17 protein-coding genes and 1 other RNA gene are annotated in these 19,460 nt (G+C 68.7%); 3 read left to right on the top strand and 15 right to left on the bottom strand.

Features of this window, described 5'->3' with window-relative positions:
* Positions 1-41: 41 nt before the first annotated feature.
* From ftsA to rsmI, 15 genes are all read right to left on the bottom strand, one after another.
* Positions 42-1,271, bottom strand: a complete 1,230-nt coding sequence (gene ftsA, locus F3N42_RS14415; protein ID WP_150865294.1) for a cell division protein FtsA — start codon at positions 1,269-1,271, stop codon at positions 42-44.
* Between the two features lie 12 nt (positions 1,272-1,283).
* Positions 1,284-2,048 (bottom strand): cell division protein FtsQ/DivIB, encoded by a 765-nt coding sequence (locus F3N42_RS14410; RefSeq protein ID WP_150865292.1) that lies wholly within the window; start codon positions 2,046-2,048, stop codon positions 1,284-1,286.
* Positions 2,045-2,983 carry a D-alanine--D-alanine ligase gene (locus F3N42_RS14405; protein ID WP_318190959.1) on the bottom strand — a complete coding sequence of 313 codons (939 nt, stop codon included), beginning with the start codon at positions 2,981-2,983 and terminating at the stop codon, positions 2,045-2,047. Before F3N42_RS14405 ends, F3N42_RS14410 begins: the two co-directional genes overlap by 4 nt.
* On the bottom strand, positions 2,980-4,440 hold the full coding sequence (gene murC / locus F3N42_RS14400) for a UDP-N-acetylmuramate--L-alanine ligase (RefSeq protein ID WP_406600463.1): 1,461 nt from the start codon (positions 4,438-4,440) through the stop codon (positions 2,980-2,982). Before murC ends, F3N42_RS14405 begins: the two co-directional genes overlap by 4 nt.
* Positions 4,437-5,531 (bottom strand): undecaprenyldiphospho-muramoylpentapeptide beta-N-acetylglucosaminyltransferase, encoded by a 1,095-nt coding sequence (gene murG, locus F3N42_RS14395; protein ID WP_150865290.1) that lies wholly within the window; start codon positions 5,529-5,531, stop codon positions 4,437-4,439. Before murG ends, murC begins: the two co-directional genes overlap by 4 nt.
* Positions 5,528-6,736, bottom strand: a complete 1,209-nt coding sequence (gene ftsW / locus F3N42_RS14390) for a putative lipid II flippase FtsW (protein WP_150865288.1) — start codon at positions 6,734-6,736, stop codon at positions 5,528-5,530. The genes murG and ftsW overlap by 4 nt, the downstream gene beginning before the upstream one ends.
* The gene (mraY, locus tag F3N42_RS14385) at positions 6,736-7,818 is read right to left on the bottom strand and encodes a phospho-N-acetylmuramoyl-pentapeptide-transferase (protein WP_150865286.1); all 1,083 of its coding nucleotides are present in this window, start codon (positions 7,816-7,818) and stop codon (positions 6,736-6,738) included. Before mraY ends, ftsW begins: the two co-directional genes overlap by 1 nt.
* Positions 7,809-9,170, bottom strand: coding sequence for a UDP-N-acetylmuramoyl-tripeptide--D-alanyl-D-alanine ligase (locus F3N42_RS14380; protein WP_224784960.1), 1,362 nt, complete (start codon positions 9,168-9,170; stop codon positions 7,809-7,811). Before F3N42_RS14380 ends, mraY begins: the two co-directional genes overlap by 10 nt.
* Positions 9,167-10,630 carry a UDP-N-acetylmuramoyl-L-alanyl-D-glutamate--2,6-diaminopimelate ligase gene (locus F3N42_RS14375; RefSeq protein WP_191621455.1) on the bottom strand — a complete coding sequence of 488 codons (1,464 nt, stop codon included), beginning with the start codon at positions 10,628-10,630 and terminating at the stop codon, positions 9,167-9,169. Before F3N42_RS14375 ends, F3N42_RS14380 begins: the two co-directional genes overlap by 4 nt.
* Entirely contained in the window at positions 10,627-12,327 is a 1,701-nt protein-coding gene (locus F3N42_RS14370) for a peptidoglycan D,D-transpeptidase FtsI family protein (protein WP_150865282.1), read from the bottom strand. The genes F3N42_RS14375 and F3N42_RS14370 overlap by 4 nt, the downstream gene beginning before the upstream one ends.
* The gene (gene ftsL / locus F3N42_RS14365; RefSeq protein WP_150865280.1) at positions 12,324-12,593 is read right to left on the bottom strand and encodes a cell division protein FtsL; all 270 of its coding nucleotides are present in this window, start codon (positions 12,591-12,593) and stop codon (positions 12,324-12,326) included. The genes F3N42_RS14370 and ftsL overlap by 4 nt, the downstream gene beginning before the upstream one ends.
* The gene (gene rsmH / locus F3N42_RS14360) at positions 12,590-13,516 is read right to left on the bottom strand and encodes a 16S rRNA (cytosine(1402)-N(4))-methyltransferase RsmH (RefSeq protein ID WP_150865278.1); all 927 of its coding nucleotides are present in this window, start codon (positions 13,514-13,516) and stop codon (positions 12,590-12,592) included. The genes ftsL and rsmH overlap by 4 nt, the downstream gene beginning before the upstream one ends.
* Before the next feature lie 45 nt (positions 13,517-13,561).
* The gene (gene mraZ, locus F3N42_RS14355; RefSeq protein WP_191621454.1) at positions 13,562-14,014 is read right to left on the bottom strand and encodes a division/cell wall cluster transcriptional repressor MraZ; all 453 of its coding nucleotides are present in this window, start codon (positions 14,012-14,014) and stop codon (positions 13,562-13,564) included.
* A 694-nt stretch (positions 14,015-14,708) separates the two neighbouring features.
* An RNA gene (gene rnpB / locus F3N42_RS14350) (RNase P RNA component class A) lies at positions 14,709-15,055 on the bottom strand.
* Positions 15,056-15,325: 270 nt separating this feature from the next.
* Positions 15,326-16,129 carry a 16S rRNA (cytidine(1402)-2'-O)-methyltransferase gene (gene rsmI, locus F3N42_RS14345; protein WP_455024281.1) on the bottom strand — a complete coding sequence of 268 codons (804 nt, stop codon included), beginning with the start codon at positions 16,127-16,129 and terminating at the stop codon, positions 15,326-15,328.
* 117 nt (positions 16,130-16,246) lie between these two features.
* Between rsmI and F3N42_RS14340 the strand changes: the two genes are divergently transcribed.
* The 3 genes from F3N42_RS14340 to F3N42_RS14330 are packed head-to-tail and all read left to right on the top strand — an operon-like array spanning position 16,247 to position 19,079.
* Complete coding sequence (locus F3N42_RS14340) at positions 16,247-18,133, top strand: penicillin-binding protein activator (RefSeq protein ID WP_191621453.1); 1,887 nt, start codon at positions 16,247-16,249, stop codon at positions 18,131-18,133.
* Positions 18,130-18,492 (top strand): YraN family protein, encoded by a 363-nt coding sequence (locus F3N42_RS14335; RefSeq protein ID WP_150865270.1) that lies wholly within the window; start codon positions 18,130-18,132, stop codon positions 18,490-18,492. The genes F3N42_RS14340 and F3N42_RS14335 overlap by 4 nt, the downstream gene beginning before the upstream one ends.
* 20 nt (positions 18,493-18,512) lie before the next feature.
* Entirely contained in the window at positions 18,513-19,079 is a 567-nt protein-coding gene (locus F3N42_RS14330) for a BON domain-containing protein (RefSeq protein WP_150865268.1), read from the top strand.
* Positions 19,080-19,460: the final 381 nt, after the last annotated feature.

Raw genomic sequence — 19,460 nt, 5'->3', positions numbered from 1 at the left:
CTCTCGCTCGCCGTTGATAGTTGTGTTGGGTTTGGTCTTGCCTAGAACTCGCCGCGGAACCAGCTTTGTACCCGGCCCAGCCACGATTCGCCCTGTGCCGAGCCGGACAGGCTGCGCGCGCCGTCGGCCTGGCTGCCGTAGATCAGCAGCCCCACGCCGGTGGCGTGTACGGGGTTGCTGACCACGTTGGAAAGCCCGGTCACGTACTGCGGCGTGGCCAGGCGTACGGGCATGTGGAAGACCTCTTCGGCCAGTTCCACCGCCCCTTCCATCATGGCGCCGCCGCCGGTCAGGGCGAGACCGGAACGGACCATGTTTTCGTAACCGCTGCGCCGCAGCTCGGCCATGACCAGGCTGTAGAGCTCGCGGTAGCGCGGTTCCACCCACTGCGCCAGGGTCTGCCGCGCCAGCCGCTTGGACGAGCGGTCACCCACGCTGGGCACCTGGATCGTCTCGTCGTGGCCGGCCAGCTGCTCCAGCGCGCAGGCGTACTTGATCTTGATGTCTTCGGCATGCTGCGTGGGCGTGCGCAGGCCCACCGCGATGTCGTTGGTGACCTGGTCGCCGGCAATCGGGATGCAGGCCGTATGGCGGATGGCGCCGTCGATAAACACCGCCATGTCAGTGGTGCCGGCGCCGATGTCGATCATGCACACGCCCAGTTCCTTCTCGTCCTCGGACAGCGCCGAGTAGCTTGAAGCCAGCGGGGTGATGATCAGCTCGTCCACGGTCAGGCCGCAGCGCGACACGCACTTGCCGACGTTCTGCGTGGCCGCCAGCGCGGCGGTGACCACGTGCACGTGCGCTTCCAGGCGCACGCCGGCCATGCCGATGGGCTGGCGGATGCCGTCCTGGTTGTCGAGCACGTATTCCTGCGGCAGCACGTGCAGGATCTTCTGGTCGGCGGACAGCGGGATGGCGCGGGCGGCTTCCAGCACGCGGTCGACGTCGCTCTCGCTGACCTCCTTGTCCTTGATGGCCACGGTGCCGTCGGAGTTCTGGCTGCGGATGTGGTTGCCGCTGATGCCGCCGAACACCGAGTGGATCTCGCAGCCCGCCATCAGCTCGGCCTCTTCCACGGCGCGCTGGATGGCGTGCTCCGTGCTGGCCATGTCCACCACCACGCCGCGGCGCAGGCCGCGCGAGGGGTAGGAGCCCAGGCCGACCACCTCGACAACGCCGTCGGGCTGGATCTCGCCGACGATGGCGACGATCTTGGAGGTACCGATGTCCAGCCCTACCACCAGTGATTTGTCCGGCTTCTTAGCCATGAGTCTCCCTGTCTACCGGTTATGCGCCAGCGCCTGCGTGGCGCCGGTCTCGATGTCGGGCCAACGGACCGCGAAGCCGTTGGCGTACCGCAGGTCGATATCCCGCGGCGTCCCCTGGCCGGCGCGCGCGAGCGCGTCCCAGCCGTCCACCAGGCGATCCAGCCGTGGCATCGGGTCGTCCCGCCCGAGCGCCACGTGGGTGCCGTTGTTCAGTTCCAGGCGCCAGGCCCCGCGCGGGTCCAGGCTCACCCGGGTGGCCTCCAGTCCCACGGCCTGCAGCCGCTCGTTCATGCCCTGCCAGGCGGCGATGACCTCTTCCAGGCTGCCTTCCGGGCCTTCCAGCCAGGGCAGGCCCTGGATGCCGTCGGCGCCGGGTACGCTGAAGGGCCGGCCATCGGTGGCCAGCAGCTGGCCGCCGGTCCAGTGGGCCACCGGCACGAACTCGGTCACCTGCACTTCCACGCCGTCGGGCCAGCGCTTGCGGACCAGGGCGTCGGCCACCCATGGCAGCGCCTCCACCGAGGCCTCGGCCCGGGCCATGTCGACGGTGAAGTAGCTGCCTTCGATCATCGGCGCCACGCGGGTGCGCACCTGCTCGGCACTGACGCGCTCGAAGCCGCCGGTCACGTCCAGCCAGCGGATCGGCCAGCGGTCCTGCGTGGTCATGCCGATATAGACCCAGAAAATGCCTGCCGCGGCACCCAGCAGCAGCAGGCCCAGCATCAGCATGCCGATGCCGTGGCCGTCGTCGTCGTAGCGCTCGGCCTGGGCGTTCACAGGCTGGTCTCCAGTATCCGCCACACCAGGTCGTCGAAATCGATGCCCAGCACCGCGGCGGCCTGCGGCACCAGGCTGTGGTCGGTCATGCCGGGCACGGTGTTGGCCTCCAGGAACCAGGGCCGGCCGTCATCGTCAAGGATGAAGTCCACGCGGCCCCAGCCCTCGCCACCCAGGGCGCGGTAGGCGGCCAGCGAGGCCTGCTGCAGCCGCGCCTCGTCGTCCGGTGCCAGGCCACAGGGGCAGAAGTAGCGGGTCTGGTCGGACTCGTACTTTGCGTCGTAATCGTAGAAGGCGTTCGGGGTCTCGATGCGGATCAGCGGCAGCGCCACGCCGTCCAGCACGCCGGCGAAGTACTCGCCACCGGTAATGCCCTGCTCGATGATGACGGTGTCGCTGTAGCGGCGCGCCAGTTCCACCGCCGGCGCCAGTTCTTGCGTGTTGGTCACGCGCGAGACGCCGATGCTGGAGCCCAGCCCGGCCGGCTTGACGAACAGCACGCCGTCGAAGGCGGCGATGGCGTCGGCGTCGATGTCGCCCGGGCCCTGTACGTGGAACGGCGCGGTGTCGATGCCCAGGCGCTGCCACACCCACTTGGAGCGCAGCTTGTCCATGGTCAGCGCCGAGCCCAGCACGCCGGTGCCGGTGACCGGCACGCCCATCAGCTGCAGTGCGCCCTGGATGGCGCCGTCTTCGCCGCCCGGGCCGTGCATCAGGTTGAAGACGCGGTCGACCGTGCCCGCGGCAATGGCCGCGAACAGCGCCGGGGCGCCGTCGAAGGTGGTCACGTCGATGCCCTGGCGCGCCAGGCCGGCGGCCACGGCCCTGCCGCCGTTGAGCGAGACCTCGCGCTCGGCGCTGTCGCCGCCCACCAGCAGGGCCACGCGGCCGAAATCGGCGGCGCTGTCGATTCTGTGCGGGGCCAGCGCGCTCACGCGGCGTCCTCCCCGGCGTTGGCGTCGTTGGCGGCGCGGCGGCGCAGGTCGCTGGCCACCTGGTCCATGGAGCCGGCACCCAGCAGCAGCACCAGGTCGCCCGGCCGGGCCAGGTCGTCCAGCGTGGCGGCCAGCTGGTCCAGCGCCGGCACCAGGATCGGGTCGACCTTGCCACGGGCGCGGATGGACTGGCACAGCGCGGCGGCGTCGACGCCCTCGATGGGCGGCTCGCCGGCGGCATAGATCTCGGTCAGCACCAGCACATCGGCTTCGGCCAGCACGCGGCTGAAGTCGTCGAACAGGTCGCGGGTGCGGGTGTAACGGTGCGGCTGGAACACCACCACCAGGCGCGCGTCGGGCCAGCCGCCGCGGGCCGCGGCCAGCGTCGCCGCCAGCTCGGTGGGGTGATGGCCGTAGTCTTCGACCACCGGCACGCGGTGGCCGCCCAGGCGCACATCGCCCAGCGCGGAGAAGCGCCGGCCGACGCCCTCGAAAGTGGCGAAACAGCGGGCCGCGGCGCGCGCGTCCAGGCCCAGCTCCCAGGCAATCGCCAGCGCACCCAGCGCGTTGCGCACGTTGTGCACGCCAGGCAGGTTCAGGGTCACCTCGAACGGCGCCCCGGCACCCGGCAGCCAGGCGTCGAAAATCATTTTCCGGCCGTCCTGGCGGACATTGTCGGCGCGCACGTCGGCACCCTCGGACAGGCCGTAGGTGACCACGGCGCGCGGCGCGCGGGCGGCCAGCGCGGCGGCCTCGGGGTCGTCCGCGCACAGCACCGCGGCGCCGTAGAACGGCAGGCGCTGGAGGAAGTCGTCGAAGGCCTCGCGCAGGCGGTCGAAACGGCCGCCGTAGGTTTCCAGGTGGTCGCGGTCGATGTTGGTCACCAGCGCCACCACCGGCTGCAGCAGCAGGAAGGAGCCATCGCTCTCGTCGGCCTCGGCCACCAGGTACTCGCCCTGCCCCAGGCGCGCGTTGCTGCCCCAGGCGTTGAGCACGCCACCGATGACGAAGGTCGGGTCCTCGCCGGCCTCGGCCAGCAGGCTGGCGGTCAGGCTGGTGGTGGTGGTCTTGCCGTGGGTGCCGGCAATGGCAATGCCACGGCGGAAGCGCATCAGCTCGGACAGCATCTGCGCGCGCGGCACCACGGGCACGCGCGCGGTGCGGGCAGCCGCCACTTCCGGGTTGTCTTCAGGCACGGCACTGGAGGTCACCAGCACGTCGGCATCGCCCAGGTGGGCGGCGTCATGGCCGCGGTGCAGGGTCACGCCCAGTTTTTGCAGGTGGCGGGTGGCGGCGGAGTCGGCCAGGTCGGAACCGCTGACCTCGAAGCCCAGGTTCACCAGCACCTCGGCGATGCCGCACATGCCGGTGCCGCCGATGCCGACCATGTGCACCCGGCGCACGCGGCGCATCGGCTGCAGGTGCGTGCCGCGGGTGATATCGGCGCGCACGCTCACGCGGCCCTCCGGGGCTGGCATTGTTCCAGGCAGGCGCGGGCCACGCGCTCGGCGGCGTCGGTGACGGCCACGGCGCGGGCCTTCTCGGCCATGGCCAGCGCGGCCTGGCGGTCGGCCAGCACGTTTTGCAGCGCATCGGCCAACACCCGCGGCTCGAGCGAGGATTCGGGGCAGAGCACGGCCGCGCCGGCATCCACCAGCACCGCGGCGTTGGCGGTCTGGTGGTCGTCGACGGCGTGCGGAAACGGCACCAGCACGGCGCCCAGGCCCACGGCGGCCAGTTCGGACACGGTCAGCGCGCCGGAGCGGCAGGCCACGGCGTCGGCCCAGCCATAGGCCTCGGCCATGTCCTCGATAAACGGGGTCACCTGGGCGTCGATGCCGGCCTCGGCATAGCGCGCGCGGGTGTCTTCGACATCATGGTGGCCGGCCTGGTGGCGCACCTGCGGGCGGGACTCTGCCGGCCACAACGCCAGTGCCTGGGGCACCGCGCGGTTCAGTGCCCGCGCGCCCTGGCTGCCACCGGTAACCAGCAGCCGCGCCGGGCCCTGGCGGCCGGCCCAGCGTTCGGCCGGCGCCGGCAGCGCCAGCAGTTCGTCGCGCACCGGGTTGCCGCAGGCCACGGCGCCGGTGGATTCGGGGAAGGTGCCCGGGAAGGCCTCCATCACCACGCTGGCCATCTTCGCCAGCGTGCGGTTGGTCATGCCGGGAATACGGTTCTGTTCGTGTACCACCAGCGGCACACCGCCCAGCCTTGCCGCCAGGCCGCCGGGGCCGGCCGCGTAGCCGCCAAAGCTGACCGCGCAGCCGGGCTGTTCGCGGCGCAGCACGGCGCGCGCCTCGCGTACCGCCCGGGTCAGCCGGAACGGCAGTTTCAGCCAGCCGGCCAGGCCCTTGCCGCGCAGGCCGGTCACGTGGATGCCATCGATGGCGTAGCCGCGCTGCGGCACGCGCTCACACTCCATGCCGCCGGCGGCGCCCAGCCAGTGCACTTTCGCGCCGGCGCGCGTCAGCGCGTCGGCCACGGCCAGGCCGGGAAAGATGTGGCCGCCGGTGCCGCCGGCCATGACCAGGACGGTGGCGCCGCTCACAGCGCCATCCTCTTCGGCCCCACCCGTGACGGGATGGTGCCCACCTTGTCGCGGTCGAGCTCGTAGCGGATGCGGAACACCACGCCCAGCGCCAGGCAGGTCATCAGCACCGAGCTACCGCCCGAGGAGATCAGCGGCAGGGTCAGGCCCTTGGTGGGCAGCACGCCCAGGTTCACACCCATGCTGACCATGGCCTGCAGGCCCAGCCACAGGCCGATGCCGAAGGCCAGGTAGCCGGCGAACGGCTTTTCGGCACGGTGTGCCATCACGCCGATGATGAAGATGCGGGTAATCAGCAGCATGAACAACGCCAGCACCAGCAGCACGCCCATGAAGCCGAATTCCTCGGCCAGCACGGCGAAGATGAAGTCGGTATGCGCTTCGGGCAGGTAGAACAGCTTCTGCACGCTGGCGCCCAGGCCAACGCCGAAGACCTCGCCGCGGCCCACGGCGATCAGCGCCTGGGTCAGCTGGAAGCCACTGTTGTACGGATCCGCCCACGGGTCCATGAAACTGACGATGCGGCGCAGGCGGTACGGCTCGATGGCGGCGAAGCCGAACACCGGCAGCGCCATCGCGCCCAGCGCGGCAATGTACCGCCACGCGGCGCCCGCCAGCCAGACCATGCCGCCCGCCACGGCCGTGATCACCGCGGCGCTGCCCATGTCGGGCTGCAAGAGCAGGATGCCGGTGAGCACACCAGCCAGCACCAGCGGTTTCAGGGTATCGACAAAACTCACCCGCACCTGGCCCTGTTTGCGCACCAGGTAACCGGCCACCCAGATGATGAACATCAGCTTGACGGCCTCGACCACCTGGAACTGCATGAAGCCCAGCTTCACCCAGCGGTAGCTGCCGTTGACGCTGTGGCCCAGCCCGGGCACGAACACCAGCGCCAGTGCCAGCATGGCCAGCAGGAACATCGGTCCGCAGATGCGCTCGAGGAAGGCGATGGGAATGATGCGGAAACTGGACGCCAGGCCCAGCCCCAGCAGCAGGTAGATGACGTGGCGCATCATGTAGTGATGCGGCCCCGCGCCCAGCGTCTCGCCGATGGCCACCGAGGCCGAGCCCACCATGACCACGCCGATGGCCGCCAGCAGCAGCACCGGCACCAGCAGCCACGGGTCCACCGGCATGTCCGGCGCACCGCGGCCACGGGCCTGGCCCGCATTCCTGGTGGTCTTGTAGGCGGTCGTCGTCATCAGCGGATCTTCAGCGTCGCCAGGCCGACCAGCACCAGGATCACCGAGATGATCCAGAAGCGCACAATCACGCGCGGCTCCGGCCAGCCTTTCAGCTCAAAATGATGGTGAATGGGCGCCATGCGGAAAATCCGCTTGCCGGTGAGCTTGAACGAGGCCACCTGCATGATCACCGACAGTGTCTCGATGACGAATACGCCGGCCATGAAGGCGAACACGATCTCGTGGCGCACCAGCACCGCGATCAGGCCCAGCGCGGCGCCCACGGCCAGTGCGCCGATATCGCCCATGAACACCTGCGCGGGGTAGGTGTTGAACCACAGAAAACCCAGCCCGGCACCGGCCAGCGCGGCACAGAACACCACCAGCTCGCCCATGCCCTGCACGTAGGGAATGGCCAGGTACTCGGCGATCACCGTGTTGCCGGTGGCATAGGCCAGCACGCCCAGCGCGACCGCCAGCAGCACCGACGGCATGATCGCCAGCCCGTCCAGGCCGTCAGTCAGGTTCACCGCATTGGAGAACCCGACGATGTAGAAATAGGTCAGCGCCACGTAGCCCACGCCCAGCGGCAGCGCGAAGTCCTTGAAGAACGGCAGGATCAGCGCGGTTTCTTCCGGCGTGGTGGCGGTCTGGTACAGGTAGATGGCGGCGGTCAGGCCGATGATCGACTGGCCCAGGTACTTCCAGCGTGCCGCCAGGCCGGCCGAGTCCTTCAGCACCAGCTTGCGGTAGTCATCGATCCAGCCGATCACGCCAAAGGCCAGGGTCACGCCCAGCACCAGCCAGACATAGCGGTTCGACAGGTCCGACCACAACAGCGTGGACAACGCCAGCACGAACAGGATCAGCGCGCCGCCCATGGTGGGGGTGCCGGCCTTGGAGAAATGTGACTCCGGGCCCAGCTCGCGGATGGGTTGGCCCACCTGGCCTTTCACCAGGCGGCGAATGAATGACGGCCCCAGCAGCAGGGACAGCGCCAGGGCCGTCAGCGCCCCCAGGATGGCGCGCAGGGTCAGGTAGCCGAAGACGCTGAAGTCCGGGTTGAAGCCCGCCAGCCATTCGAAAAATTTCAGCAGCATTCCGCTCTCCTCGTCACCGCCTCGACCACGCGCTCCATGGCCATGCCGCGCGAACCCTTGACCAGTACGGATACGCCGGCGTGCAGATCGGCCAGCAGGGCCTCCAGCAACGCCTCCAGGCTGTCGAAGGCCTGCCCGCCGTCGCCAAAACCGCGCGCGGCGTGGGCCGCGTGGCCGCCCAGCGCGTACAGCCGGCGCACGCCCAGCGATGCCGCGGCTTCGCCCATTTCGGCATGCAGCGCGTCGCTGTTGCGGCCCAGCTCCTTCATGTCGCCCAGCACCAGCCACGGCTCGCCGGCCTGCCCCGCCAGCACCTGCAATGCTGCGTACAGCGAGGCCGGGTTGGCGTTGTAGGTATCGTCCAGCACGGTCCAGCCGGACTCGGTCTCCACCATGTTCAGGCGCCCGGGCACCGGCAGCGTGGCCGCCAGGCCCTCGCGGATGGTGTCCAGCGGAATGTCCAGCGCCAGCGCCATTGCGGTGGCGGCCAGCGCGTTCATGACGTTGTGCTCGCCGGGCAGGTGCAGGCTCAGCCGGAATTCGCCGGCCGGCGTGCGCACCATGCGCCGGCCACCGGGCTCGCCGGTGACGGTGATGTCGGCCGCGTCCGCGTCGCGGCCAAAACAGAGCGTGTGACCGGCCGTGTTCAGCTCACGCCACAGTGGCGCCCAAGGCTCATCGATGTTTAGAACAGCGAAACCGGACGCTGGCAGGGCGCCATACATCTCGCCCTTGGCGCGGGCGACGCCTTCTTCATCACCAAACCCCCGCAAATGCGCGGGGCCCACGTTGGTGATAACGCCCACATCAGGTTTCGCAATGCCGGCCAGGTAGCGGATGTCCCCGGCTTTGCCGGCGCCCATTTCCAGCACGGCAAACTGGTGCGAACGGGCCAGCCTGAACAATGTCAGTGGCAGGCCCAGTTCATTGTTGAAATTGCCCCGGGTGGCGAGCACGTGCGATTGCCGCGACAGGATGCTGGTCAGCATCTCCTTGGTCGTGGTCTTGCCGTTGCTGCCGGTGATGGCGGCCACTTTCGGGGTAACGGTGTCGCGCCAGGCCGAGGCCAACTGGCCCAGTGCGGTCTGCACGCTGTCGACACGCAGCAGCGGCAAGCCGGCGGCTTGCTCGCCCGGGTCACGCTCGACCAGGGCGGCGCAAGCGCCGGCGACCTTCGCAGCGGCGACGAAATCATGGCCATCCACGCGCTCGCCCGGGATGGCCGCGAACAGCATGCCAGGCGCCACCTGGCGACTGTCGATGACCACGCCCTCAAAGGTCGTTTCGGCCATCGCGCCGGTGGGCTCGATGCCCAGCGCGCGGGCGGCATCGTGGAGGGTCATCGTGATCATGCCGCCACCCCCAGCAGCGCGCTGACGGTGGCCATGTCACTGTGCGGCAGGCGCTGGCCGGCCACTTCCTGGTAGTTCTCGTGGCCCTTGCCCGCCACCAGCACGATGTCACCGGGCCCGGCGGCGGCGATGGCGTCGCGGATGGCCAGCATGCGGTCCGGCTCGACGGTGACGTCACCGGGCCGCTCCATGCCGCCCAGCACGTCGTTGATGATGGAGTTGACCGACTCGAACCGCGGGTTGTCGCTGGTGATCACCAGCCGGTCGGCCAGTTCCTCGGCCACCTGGCCCATCTGCGCGCGCTTGCCGCGGTCGCGGTTGCCACCGCAGCCGAACACGCAGGTCAGGCGACCGGAGAGATGGTCACGCACCGCGGCCAGCGCCGCGGCCAGGGCGTCCGGCGTGTGCGCGTAGTCGATGACCACCACCGGCTGGCCGGGCTGGCCGCCGTAGCGGGTCATCCGGCCCGGTACCGGGCGGATGTGCTCGAGCTCGCGCAGGGTCTCGCCCCAGCCCATGTCCAGCAGCGCCAGCGCGCCGGCCGAGGCCAGCAGGTTGGAGACATTGAAGGCGCCCATCAGCGGTGTGCGGATCTCGCCGCGGCCCCAGGGGCCATCCAGCGCCAGGGTCATGCCGTCGGCGTCCTGGCCCAGGATGGTGCCACGCAATTCGGCGCCGGGCGCCAGGCCGTAGGACAGCACCTGCTGCCGGGGCGCCAGCTCTCGAATCCAGCCGCGGCCGGTCATGTCGTCATGGTTGATGACGGAAAAGCGCGGCGCGAAATCGGTGAACAGGCGCTGCTTGGCGGCCGCGTAGGCCTCCATGTCGGCGTGGTAGTCGAGGTGGTCACGGGAGAGGTTCGTGAACACCGCGGCGTCCACCTGGATGGTGTCCAGGCGGCCCTGCTCCAGGGCATGCGAGGACGCCTCCATGGCGACATGGTTGATGCCGGCGTCGATGCAGCCCGCCAGCACACGGTTGATGGTGAACGGGTCCGGCGTGGTCCGCGTGGCCGGCTCCAGCTTATCCAGCGGGCCGTAGCCCAGCGTGCCGACCAGGCCGGCCTCGCCATGCACGCGCTGCCAGGCCTGGGCGATGAAGTGCGCGACCGAGGTCTTACCGTTGGTGCCGGTCACGGCCGCCACGGTCATTTCCTCAGACGGCGCGGCCCAGAATCGCGAGGCCAGCTCACCCATCTTCACGGCGATGTCCGGGAAGCAGACCATCGGCACGTCGATGTCGCCGTTGTCGTAGCGGCCGTCGTGGATGACCGCCACGCAACCGTTGGCCACCGCCTCGCCGGCGTGCTGCAGGCCATGGCCGGTCAGGCCCTTGACGGCCACGAACACCTGGCCAGGTTCCGCCCGGCGTGAATCCAGGCAGATGCCGCCCACGGCCACGTTGGGCACGTCCTCGACCCAGCCTTCCAGTAGTACACGCAGGCTCATGCCGTAGGTCACTGGGCACCTCCCGCGGCATTGCTCACCAGCGTGGTCTGGTAGTCATCGGGGGCGATGTTCAGCAGGCGCAGCGCGCCGCCCATGACATTGGAAAACAGCGGTGCGGCCACGGCGCCGCCGTAGTAGGCATCGCCGCCCGGGTCGTTGATCACGGCCACGGTGACCAGGCGCGGATTACTGGCCGGCGCGAAGCCGGCGAAGCTGGCCACGTAGCGGGCCGCGTAGCCCGAGCCACTGGCCTTGCGCGAGGTGCCGGTCTTGCCGGCGACGCGGTAGTTGCGCACCCGCGCCTGCTTGCCGGTGCCCTCGGGGCCCGGCACGGTCTCCAGCATCGCCGCCACCTGGCGGGCGATTTCCGGGTCGGTCACCGTCATCGGCGGGTTCACCGAACCGGCAATCAGCGTGGGCTGGCGCAGGCGGCCCTCGTCGGCGATCACGGCGAAAGCCTGGGCCAGCTGCAGCGAGGTCACGGACACGCCGTAACCGTAGGAAATGGTGGCCTGCTCCACTGGCCGCCAGCGGCGGTGGTTGCGCAGCACGCCGGCGGACTCACCGGGGAAGCCGGTGCCGGTGGCCTCGCCGAATCCAACCCGGGTGTAGGTATCCCACATGCGCTCCGGCTCCAGCTGCAGCGCCAGCTTGCTGACGCCCACGTTGCTGGACTTGGTCAGCAGGCCGGTCACATCCAGCACGCCATAGTTGTGGTGGTCGCGGATGGTGTAGCCGGACATGTAGACATAGCCCGGGTTGGTGTCCACCGGGGTGTCCGGGCGCACCAGGCCATTTTCCAGCATCGACATGATGGCGAACGGCTTCATCACCGAACCCGGCTCGAACACGTCGGTGATGGCGCGGTTGCGCAGCCCCTCGGCACCGGAACCCGGCTGGTTGGGGTTGTACGACGGCAGGTTGACCATGGCCAGCACTTCACCGGTCTGCACGTCCAGCACGACCACGCTGCCCGAGCGCGCGGCATGCTCGAGCACGCTGCGCTTGAGCTCGCGGTAAGCCAGGTATTGCAGCCGGCGGTCGATGGTCAGGCGCAGGTCCTGGCCGGGCTCGGACTCGCGCAGCAGCTCGACTTCCTCGATGGTGCGGCCCTTGCGGTCGCGGATCACCCGCTTTAAGCCCGGCTCGCCGGACAGCCAGTCGTTGTACGCCAGTTCCAGGCCTTCCTGGCCGACATCGTCGATATTGGTGAAGCCGATCATGTGCGCGGCCACCTCGCCGGTGGGGTAGAAGCGCCGGTATTCGCGTTGCAGTCCCACGCCGGGAATGGACAGCTCCTCCACCTGCCTGGCCACTTCCGGGTTCAGGCGCCGGCGCAGCCAGACGAATTCGCGGGTGGCGCGCTGGCCCAGGCGGCGCTCCAGGTCGTCGGCGTCGGCGCCCAGCACACGCGCCAGGTCGGGCAGCCGGTCGGCCGCCTGCAGCAGTTCTTTCGGGTTCACCCACACGGATTCCACCGGCGTGCTCACCGCCAGCGGCTCGCCGTTGCGGTCGCTGATCACGCCACGGGTGGTGGGCAGCTCGATATCGCGCAGGTAGCGCGCCTCGCCCTGGTCCTGCAGGAAGTCGGATTCCATGACCTGCAGGTTGACCGAACGGAAGGCCAGCGCGCTTGAGATGCAACCGAAGATAATCAGCAGCGCCAGCACCCGACCCGGGGCAAAGCCCTTGTCGGCGGGCCGGCTCATTGGCGGATCACCAGGATCTGCGGGTCTTCGGGGTCAATCATGCCCAGCTCGCGCCGGGCCTTGGCCTCAACATTGCCGGCGTCGGCCAGGTAGGACTGCTCGAGCTGCAGGCGGCTCCACTCTTTCATCGCCTCGTCGCGGGATTTTTCCAGGTCGCCCAGGCGCACGGCCAGGGCACGGCTGTCATGACGTGCGTAGACCACCGCCAGCGCGCTGCCGACGTTAGCCAAGAGGACAATGATCAGTATCGTGACGAGTCGATTCACCCGAGCTTCTCCGCTACCCGCATGACCGCTGAGCGCGCCCTGGGATTAGCGGAGATTTCGTTCTCGGAGGCACGAACAGCTTTACCGACAAGGCGTAATGTTGGCGCCAGGTCCGGATGTTCCGGTAACCCACGGCGGACTCGGCCTGGTCGTGCGGCTTCTTTCATTGTCCGCTTGACCAGGCGGTCCTCAAGGGAGTGGAAGCTGATGACAACCAGCCGCCCCCCCGGGCGCAACTGCCTTATCGCGGCATCCAGGCCTTCGGCCAGGTCTGCCAGTTCGTTATTGATATAAATCCGGATTGCCTGAAAGCATCGCGTGGCCGGGTGCTTTCTTTCTCTTCGACCGATCGTGTCTTCGACCAGCCGTGCCAGCTGTGATGTTCGGGTCAGCGGCTGCTGCTCCCGTGCCATCACGATACTCCTGGCAATCCTGCGCGCATGGCGCTCCTCTCCGAACTCCCAAATCACGCGGGAAATGTCCCGCTCCGGTGCATCCGCAAGCCATTCGGCAGCCGATACACCCTGCGTTGGGTCCATCCGCATATCCAGAGGGCCGTCCTCCATAAAGGAAAAACCGCGCTCCGGGTCATCCAACTGCGGGGAAGAAACACCCAGGTCGAGAAGTATCCCGTCCAGGCCGTCGTCGACCCCCCAGTCTTGGATCCATTGTTCCAGTTCCGCAAAACTGCCCTGGATCAGGCTGAGCCGGCCATCCGTGGCGGCCAACTCGTTTCCCACGGCAATGGCCCGTGGGTCCTTATCCAAAGCAAGTAAGCGTCCCTGCTCATTCAGCCGCATTAATACGTGGCGACTGTGTCCACCTCTGCCAAAAGTGCCATCGACGTAAGTCCCGTTGTCCCGGACTACCAGGGCCGATACCGCTTCCTCCAACAGCACGGGTTTGTGCTGGTCAGCGTTCATCGGCTGTTGTCGACACTCCTATGGCGTTATCTTTCCGGCCGGCGCTTAAAGCACCAGGCCCCTCATTTCCTCGGAGACCGTGTCGGCCAGGCTGCGCTCTTCGTCGGCGCGTTGCTGGTTGAGCACGTTCTCGTTCCAGATCTCGAAGCGCTTGCCGATACCCATCAGCACCGCCTTTTTCTCGAGCCCCGCGACCTGCCGCAGCGTCTGCGGCAACTGGATGCGGAAGCTGCCATCCGGCTCTACCGGTGTGGCGCTACCCACCAGGCGACGCTGCAGACCGCGGTGCGCGGCGTCGAAAGTACTCAGGCTCATCACCTGGTCGCGCATGGACTCCCAGTGTTCCCTGGGCGAAAGCCACAAAACGCCGGAATCGAATGCGCTATAGGTGAGCACCATCTGGCCGCCATCCTGGGCGGCAATGTCGTCCCGGTATCGCGTTGGAATCGCGATGCGACCCTTGGCGTCCAGGTTGATGGCTGTTTCACCGAAGTACACTTCATTCCCACTTATTTGTCACTTCTTGCCACATATTCCCACATAAATGCACGATAGGGAAGTCAGCAATCAATGTCAAGGAGGACAGCAACTTAACGGGGCAAAGCGTGTTTTCGGTGGCGGAAAGGTGGCGAACCGGGGGTGGGGGCGTGTCGCGGGGTGGGTTTTGGGGGGAGAAGGGGCTGTTTCGGTTGTGGTCGCCTGGCCCTTTGGGCTTCCCTCGCGCTGGTGGTTTCATCGGGGTCGGGCTGGCGGGGCTTCCTGCCCCGTCAGCCCTTGGCCCGCCATCCCTGGCGGACCAACCCCGAAGAAACCACCAGCACTCGGCAGGCTCTGACACAACCGAAACAGCCCCTTTTCCCCCCAAAATCCACCTGCGGCATCGTTGCCACCGGTTCGCCACCTTCCCGCCACCCGGCTGCCAGGCCACAGGCTGACAACTTCCTTCGGGGGCCCGGTGATCGGCCTGCAACGCGTTTGCGGGCCGGGCGGGGTGTCTGCGCCCCGGCTTTCCTTGGGCACTGCCGAGTGTTGGCGGCCGACTGTGGTCGCCGCGCCAGGGATGGCGCGGCGAGGGTTGCCGGGGCAGGAAGCCCCGTCAACCCGACCACACAAAGGCCGTCAACGCGAGGGAAGCCCGAAGGGCCAGTGACCGGAATGCCGGGGCGCAGACACCCCGCCCGGCGAGCGAATGAGTTGGAGTCGGCCGATAAGCCGGGTTCTGTCGTGGGCAACCATTCATCTGCGACTGCCGTCACCGGCAGCCTGAAGCGACCTACCCGAAGGCACCGCGGGCCGCGGCATTGCCTTCCTATTTGGTCTTGCTCCGGGTGGGGTTTACCTTGCCGCAGCGTGTTGCCACCTGCGCGGTGCGCTCTTACCGCACCATTTCACCCTTACCTGGCGCCGAAGCGCCGGGCGGTATCCTTTCTGTTGCACTTTCCGTAGGCTCGCGCCCCCCAGGCGTTACCTGGCACCCTGCCCTGTGGAGCCCGGACTTTCCTCCCCCGCTCACGCGGGCGCGGTTGCCTGGCCGACTCCACCCACTATTTTCGCTGATTAATCGCCTGATTGATACGTTTGCGACGCCCTTTGGGCCAACTTCGGGTTCGGGATGATTTAAGACCTGCCGAGTGTTGCTGGCCGACTGCGGTCAGTGCGCCATGGATGGCGCACTGAGGGCTGACGGGACAGGAAGTCCCGCCAGCCCGACCGCACTAAGGTCATCAACGCGAGGGAAGCCGAAGGCCAGGTCGCTATCAGCCCGGACCTGGAGTTGGCCCAAAGGGCCCGCGACGTGTCTTCAGGCGGCTAATCAGCGAGGGCGTTGAAGAGGGCCTTCCGAGGCGCGCCGGTGAGGTTGGCGGCGACCTTGGCGGCCTGGCTGGCGGGGAGGTGCTCGGCCAGGGCCCGTGCGAGTTCCATTCCACGGGCCAGGTCGGCGTCGGGGGTCTCGGGGGCACCGGCGACCACCAGCACGAATTCGCCCTTGCGCTGGTCGGGGTCGGCTTCAACCTGGGCGGCGATGTCGGCCAGGGTGCCGTCGAGGACGGTTTCGAAGGTCTTGGTGAGTTCGCGGCACAGCGCGGCGGGGCGGTCGGGGCCGAAGGCAGCCGTTAGCGCGGCCAGGCCGTCCCGCACGCGGTGGCTGGACTCGAAGAACACCATCGTGCGCGGCTCGTTCACCAACGTGGCCAGGTGCTTGTCGCGGGCGCCGGCTTTTGCGGGCAGGAAGCCCTCGAAGGTGAAGCGGTCGGTGGGCAGGCCGCAGACTGACAGCGCGGCGGTGACGGCGCTGGCGCCAGGAACCACGTGCACGGGCAGGCCGCGCTCGCGGGCCGCGCGCACCAGGCGGAAGCCGGGGTCGCTGATCAGCGGCGTGCCAGCGTCGGAGACCAGGGCGATGGCGTCGCCCGCGGCCACGCGGTCCAGCAGGCCATCGGCCACCTGGGCCTCGTTGTGGTCGTGCACGGCGCGCATTGGCGTGTCGACACCCAGGTGCCGCAGCAGCTGCGCGGTTCGGCGCGTGTCCTCGGCCGCGACCAGGTCCACCTCGGCCAGCAGGCGTGCGGCCCTGTAGGAAATATCCTCCAGGTTTCCGATCGGTGTTGCCACGATATAAAGGCCGTTTTGTCCCATGACAGGGTTGCTCCCGGTGCTATGCTGGGGGCCGGAACATTGCCTCCGAACGGACACTTTTCCGGTGGGGGCCATAGGTTATCATTCTGCCCGATGAACACTGAACTCCCGCATCGACCCTTCGCGGCACGCCGCGCGCCGGCGCTGGCCGGCCTGGTACTGGCCGCGCTGCTGGCGGCCTGCGCCGCACCCGAGCGGCCCACGGCACCGGCGGCGGCGGACGTGTCGGCCGCCCGGTCCGCACAGTCTGCGGGTGACTGGCGAACGGCTGCAGGACTCTGGGAAGAAGCTGCCCTTGCCCACCCCGGCCAGGCGCCGGAGTTCTGGCTGAACGCCGCCGAGGCCTGGCTGAAGGATGGCGACAGCGCCAACGCGCGATCGGCCATCGACCGCGCCTCGCCATTGCCGGACAGCGGCTTCGACGCCACCCGCGCGGCGCTTACCCGGGCCGAGCTGGCGCTGCTGGACAGTGACGTGCAGACCGCCGAGTTTTTCCTCGACGCCGCCGCCGATGGGTTGCCGTCCTCGCTGCGCGCACGCTACGAGGCTGATCTCGCCCGGCTGGCCACGCTGAAAACCGACCCGGCCAGCCGCGCGCTGGCCGACGCCCGCCAGGAGATCGGCAGCCTGCGCCTGGACCGCACGTCCGACCAGCTGGCCCTGCTGCGCGCGCTGGACCAGGTGCCCACGCACCGGCTGCAGAACGAGGTCCGGCTGGGTTCGGCCCTGGCACCCTGGGCGGCATTGACGCTTTCGATCCGCGAGACCCTGGTCAGCGGCCAGGAACTCACCGGTGCGGCCGCGGCCTGGCAGGCACGTCAGCCCGGCCATCCCGTGGACGCGGCCGGTTACATGGATCTTTGCTGGCAGCTCGGGCAGTCCTACGCACCGCCCTCGCGGGTGGCCGTGCTGCTGCCGGAAGAAGGCGGCCTGGGCGCCGCCGGCGCGGCCATTCGTGACGGCATCATGTCGGCATGGATGGAACGCCCCGGGCGCTCCGAGGTGACCTTCATGGCCGTGGACGAGACTGCCGCATCCGTAACCGGCGCTTACCAGGCCGCCGTCAGCGGCGGGTACCAGTGGGTGATCGGGCCGCTGCGGCGCGAATCCGTCAGCCTGCTGATGCCGCAGGGCAGCGTGCCGACCCTGGCGCTGAACTGGCCGGAAGCCGAGGACGGCGTCGAAGTGCCGGTGGCCCGTGACAACCTCTATGGCCTGACCCTGTCGCAGTCCGAGGAGGCCCGCGCCGTGGCCGGGCGCATGCTCGACCTGGGGTATCGCCGCGTCATCGTCATGCTGTCGGACGGCAGCTGGTCGGACCGCGCCGAGGCCGCCTTCACCCAGGCCTTCCTGGCCGGTGGCGGACAGGTGGTCGAGACCGAGCGCTTCAGCAGCACCGAGGCCGACCACTCGGCCCAGCTGACCCGCATGCTGCGCATCGAGGCCAGCCGACAACGGCGCCAGAAGCTGCAGGGCGAGCTGAACCTGCCGCTGGAGTTTGAGCCCACCCGTCGTGATGACTTCGACGCCTTCTTCATGGCGGTGGAGCCGCGCATGGGCCGGCAGCTGAAGCCGCAGCTCAAGTTTTTTGATGCCGGCAGCGTGCCGGTGTTCGCCATGAGCCGCGTGTTCAGCGGTCGCATCGACCCCGGCCAGGACCAGGACCTGGACGGTATTGCCTTCCCGACCACCGCGTGGTCGCTGGGTCAATGGCAGGACGGTGAGCTGGCCAGCCTGCAAAGCCTGCGCGGCGGCACCTACGGCTCGCTGTACGCGCTGGGCCGCGATGCCTGGAACGTCCTGCCCTGGCTGGGCCTGATGGCGCGCGACCCGGCGTTTCGTTACCCGGGCACCGTCGGCCAGCTGACGGTGCGGCCGGATGGCCGTATCGGCCGCGAGCCGGTGTGGGCACACTTCCAGCGCGGTCGCCCGACCGCCTGGCCGGCCGCGGCCACGCCCGCGCTGACCCAGGCGCGGTGAAACCCCACCCCCGCGGCGCCGAGTGGGAGCAGCGGGCGGAACAATACCTGCGCGATCGCGGTCTGCAGACCCTGGAGCGCAACTTCCACTGCCGGCTGGGCGAACTCGACCTGGTGATGCGCGATGGCGAGGCCACGGTGTTTGTCGAGGTCCGCTACCGCCACGGTGATGGCCATGGCGGCGGACTGGGGTCCGTCACCCGCGCCAAGCGCTTGAAGATCGTCCGCGCGGCGGGCATATTCCTCAGCCGTCGACCGCGACTGGCGACGGGGCCTTGCCGGTTCGACGTGGTCGCCATCACCGGCGAGCCACGCGCACCGCGCTTTGACTGGGTCCGCGCCGCTTTCGACGCCTACTGAACTGTTTCGGGAGAATCCCCTTGCAAGCCATCCGAATGAAACCACACTCCACCACCCTGCGTGCCGCGCTGGTCGCCATTGGCCTGGTCATCGCGCTGGGTGGGTGCACCCACAACCGCAGCATGGGCACCGTGGTCGATGACCACACCATCGAGATGCGGGTCATCGACGCCATCTACGCCGCCCCGGATATCGGCCAGGAGAGCCATATCAAGGTCGAGTCGCACAACCGCACCGTGCTGCTGATGGGCGAAACTGACACGGCTGCCAAACGCACGAAAGCGGAAACGCTGGCCGCCGGCGTGTTCAACGTCGAACGCGTGGTCAACGAGATTGTCGTTGCCGAGCGCGCTGACATCGGCACCCGCACCAACAACAGCTGGCTGACCGCCAAGGTCAGCACCCGCCTGATGACCGACGACAGCCTGCCTGGCTTCGACATGGACCGGGTCAAGGTCATTACCTCCGCCGGCACGGTCTACCTGATGGGCGACATCAGCCGTGACGAGGCAAAGGCCGTCACCGAGATCGTCCGCAACATCGGCGGCGTCGACAAGGTGGTCACGGTGTTCGACTACACGGACTGAAGGCATGTCGCGGGTGTGGGGTGGGGTGTTGGTGGCAGGGGGCTGGCGGGGCGGCCTTTGGCTGCCCTCGCGTGGGCGGGGCGTGAGGGGTCGCGCCGGCGGGCCATCCTGGCCCGTCGGCGCTCGATTCGCCATCCCTGGCGAATCGACCCCACCCGCCCCACCCCCGCTCGGCGCACCTTAAAGCCCCCACCCCACACTCGGGCACCCATTCTTAGGGTGTTCAGGCTGGCGACGCCCGCGCTCACAAACACGCTGTAGCCACCGGATTGGCTACGAGAAAACCGGCTTTCGTTTGTGAGGGAGTGTTCCCGGGTGGGTGAGGTGTGGGGGTTTTGGGGTGTTGTGTGTTGCCGAGGACTGGTGGGCGTCTGGGGTCGG

It is taken from the genome of Marinihelvus fidelis (assembly GCF_008725655.1).
GTDB classification, from domain to species: domain Bacteria; phylum Pseudomonadota; class Gammaproteobacteria; order Xanthomonadales; family SZUA-36; genus Marinihelvus; species Marinihelvus fidelis.
This window is presented reverse-complemented; position numbering and strand designations above follow the sequence as displayed.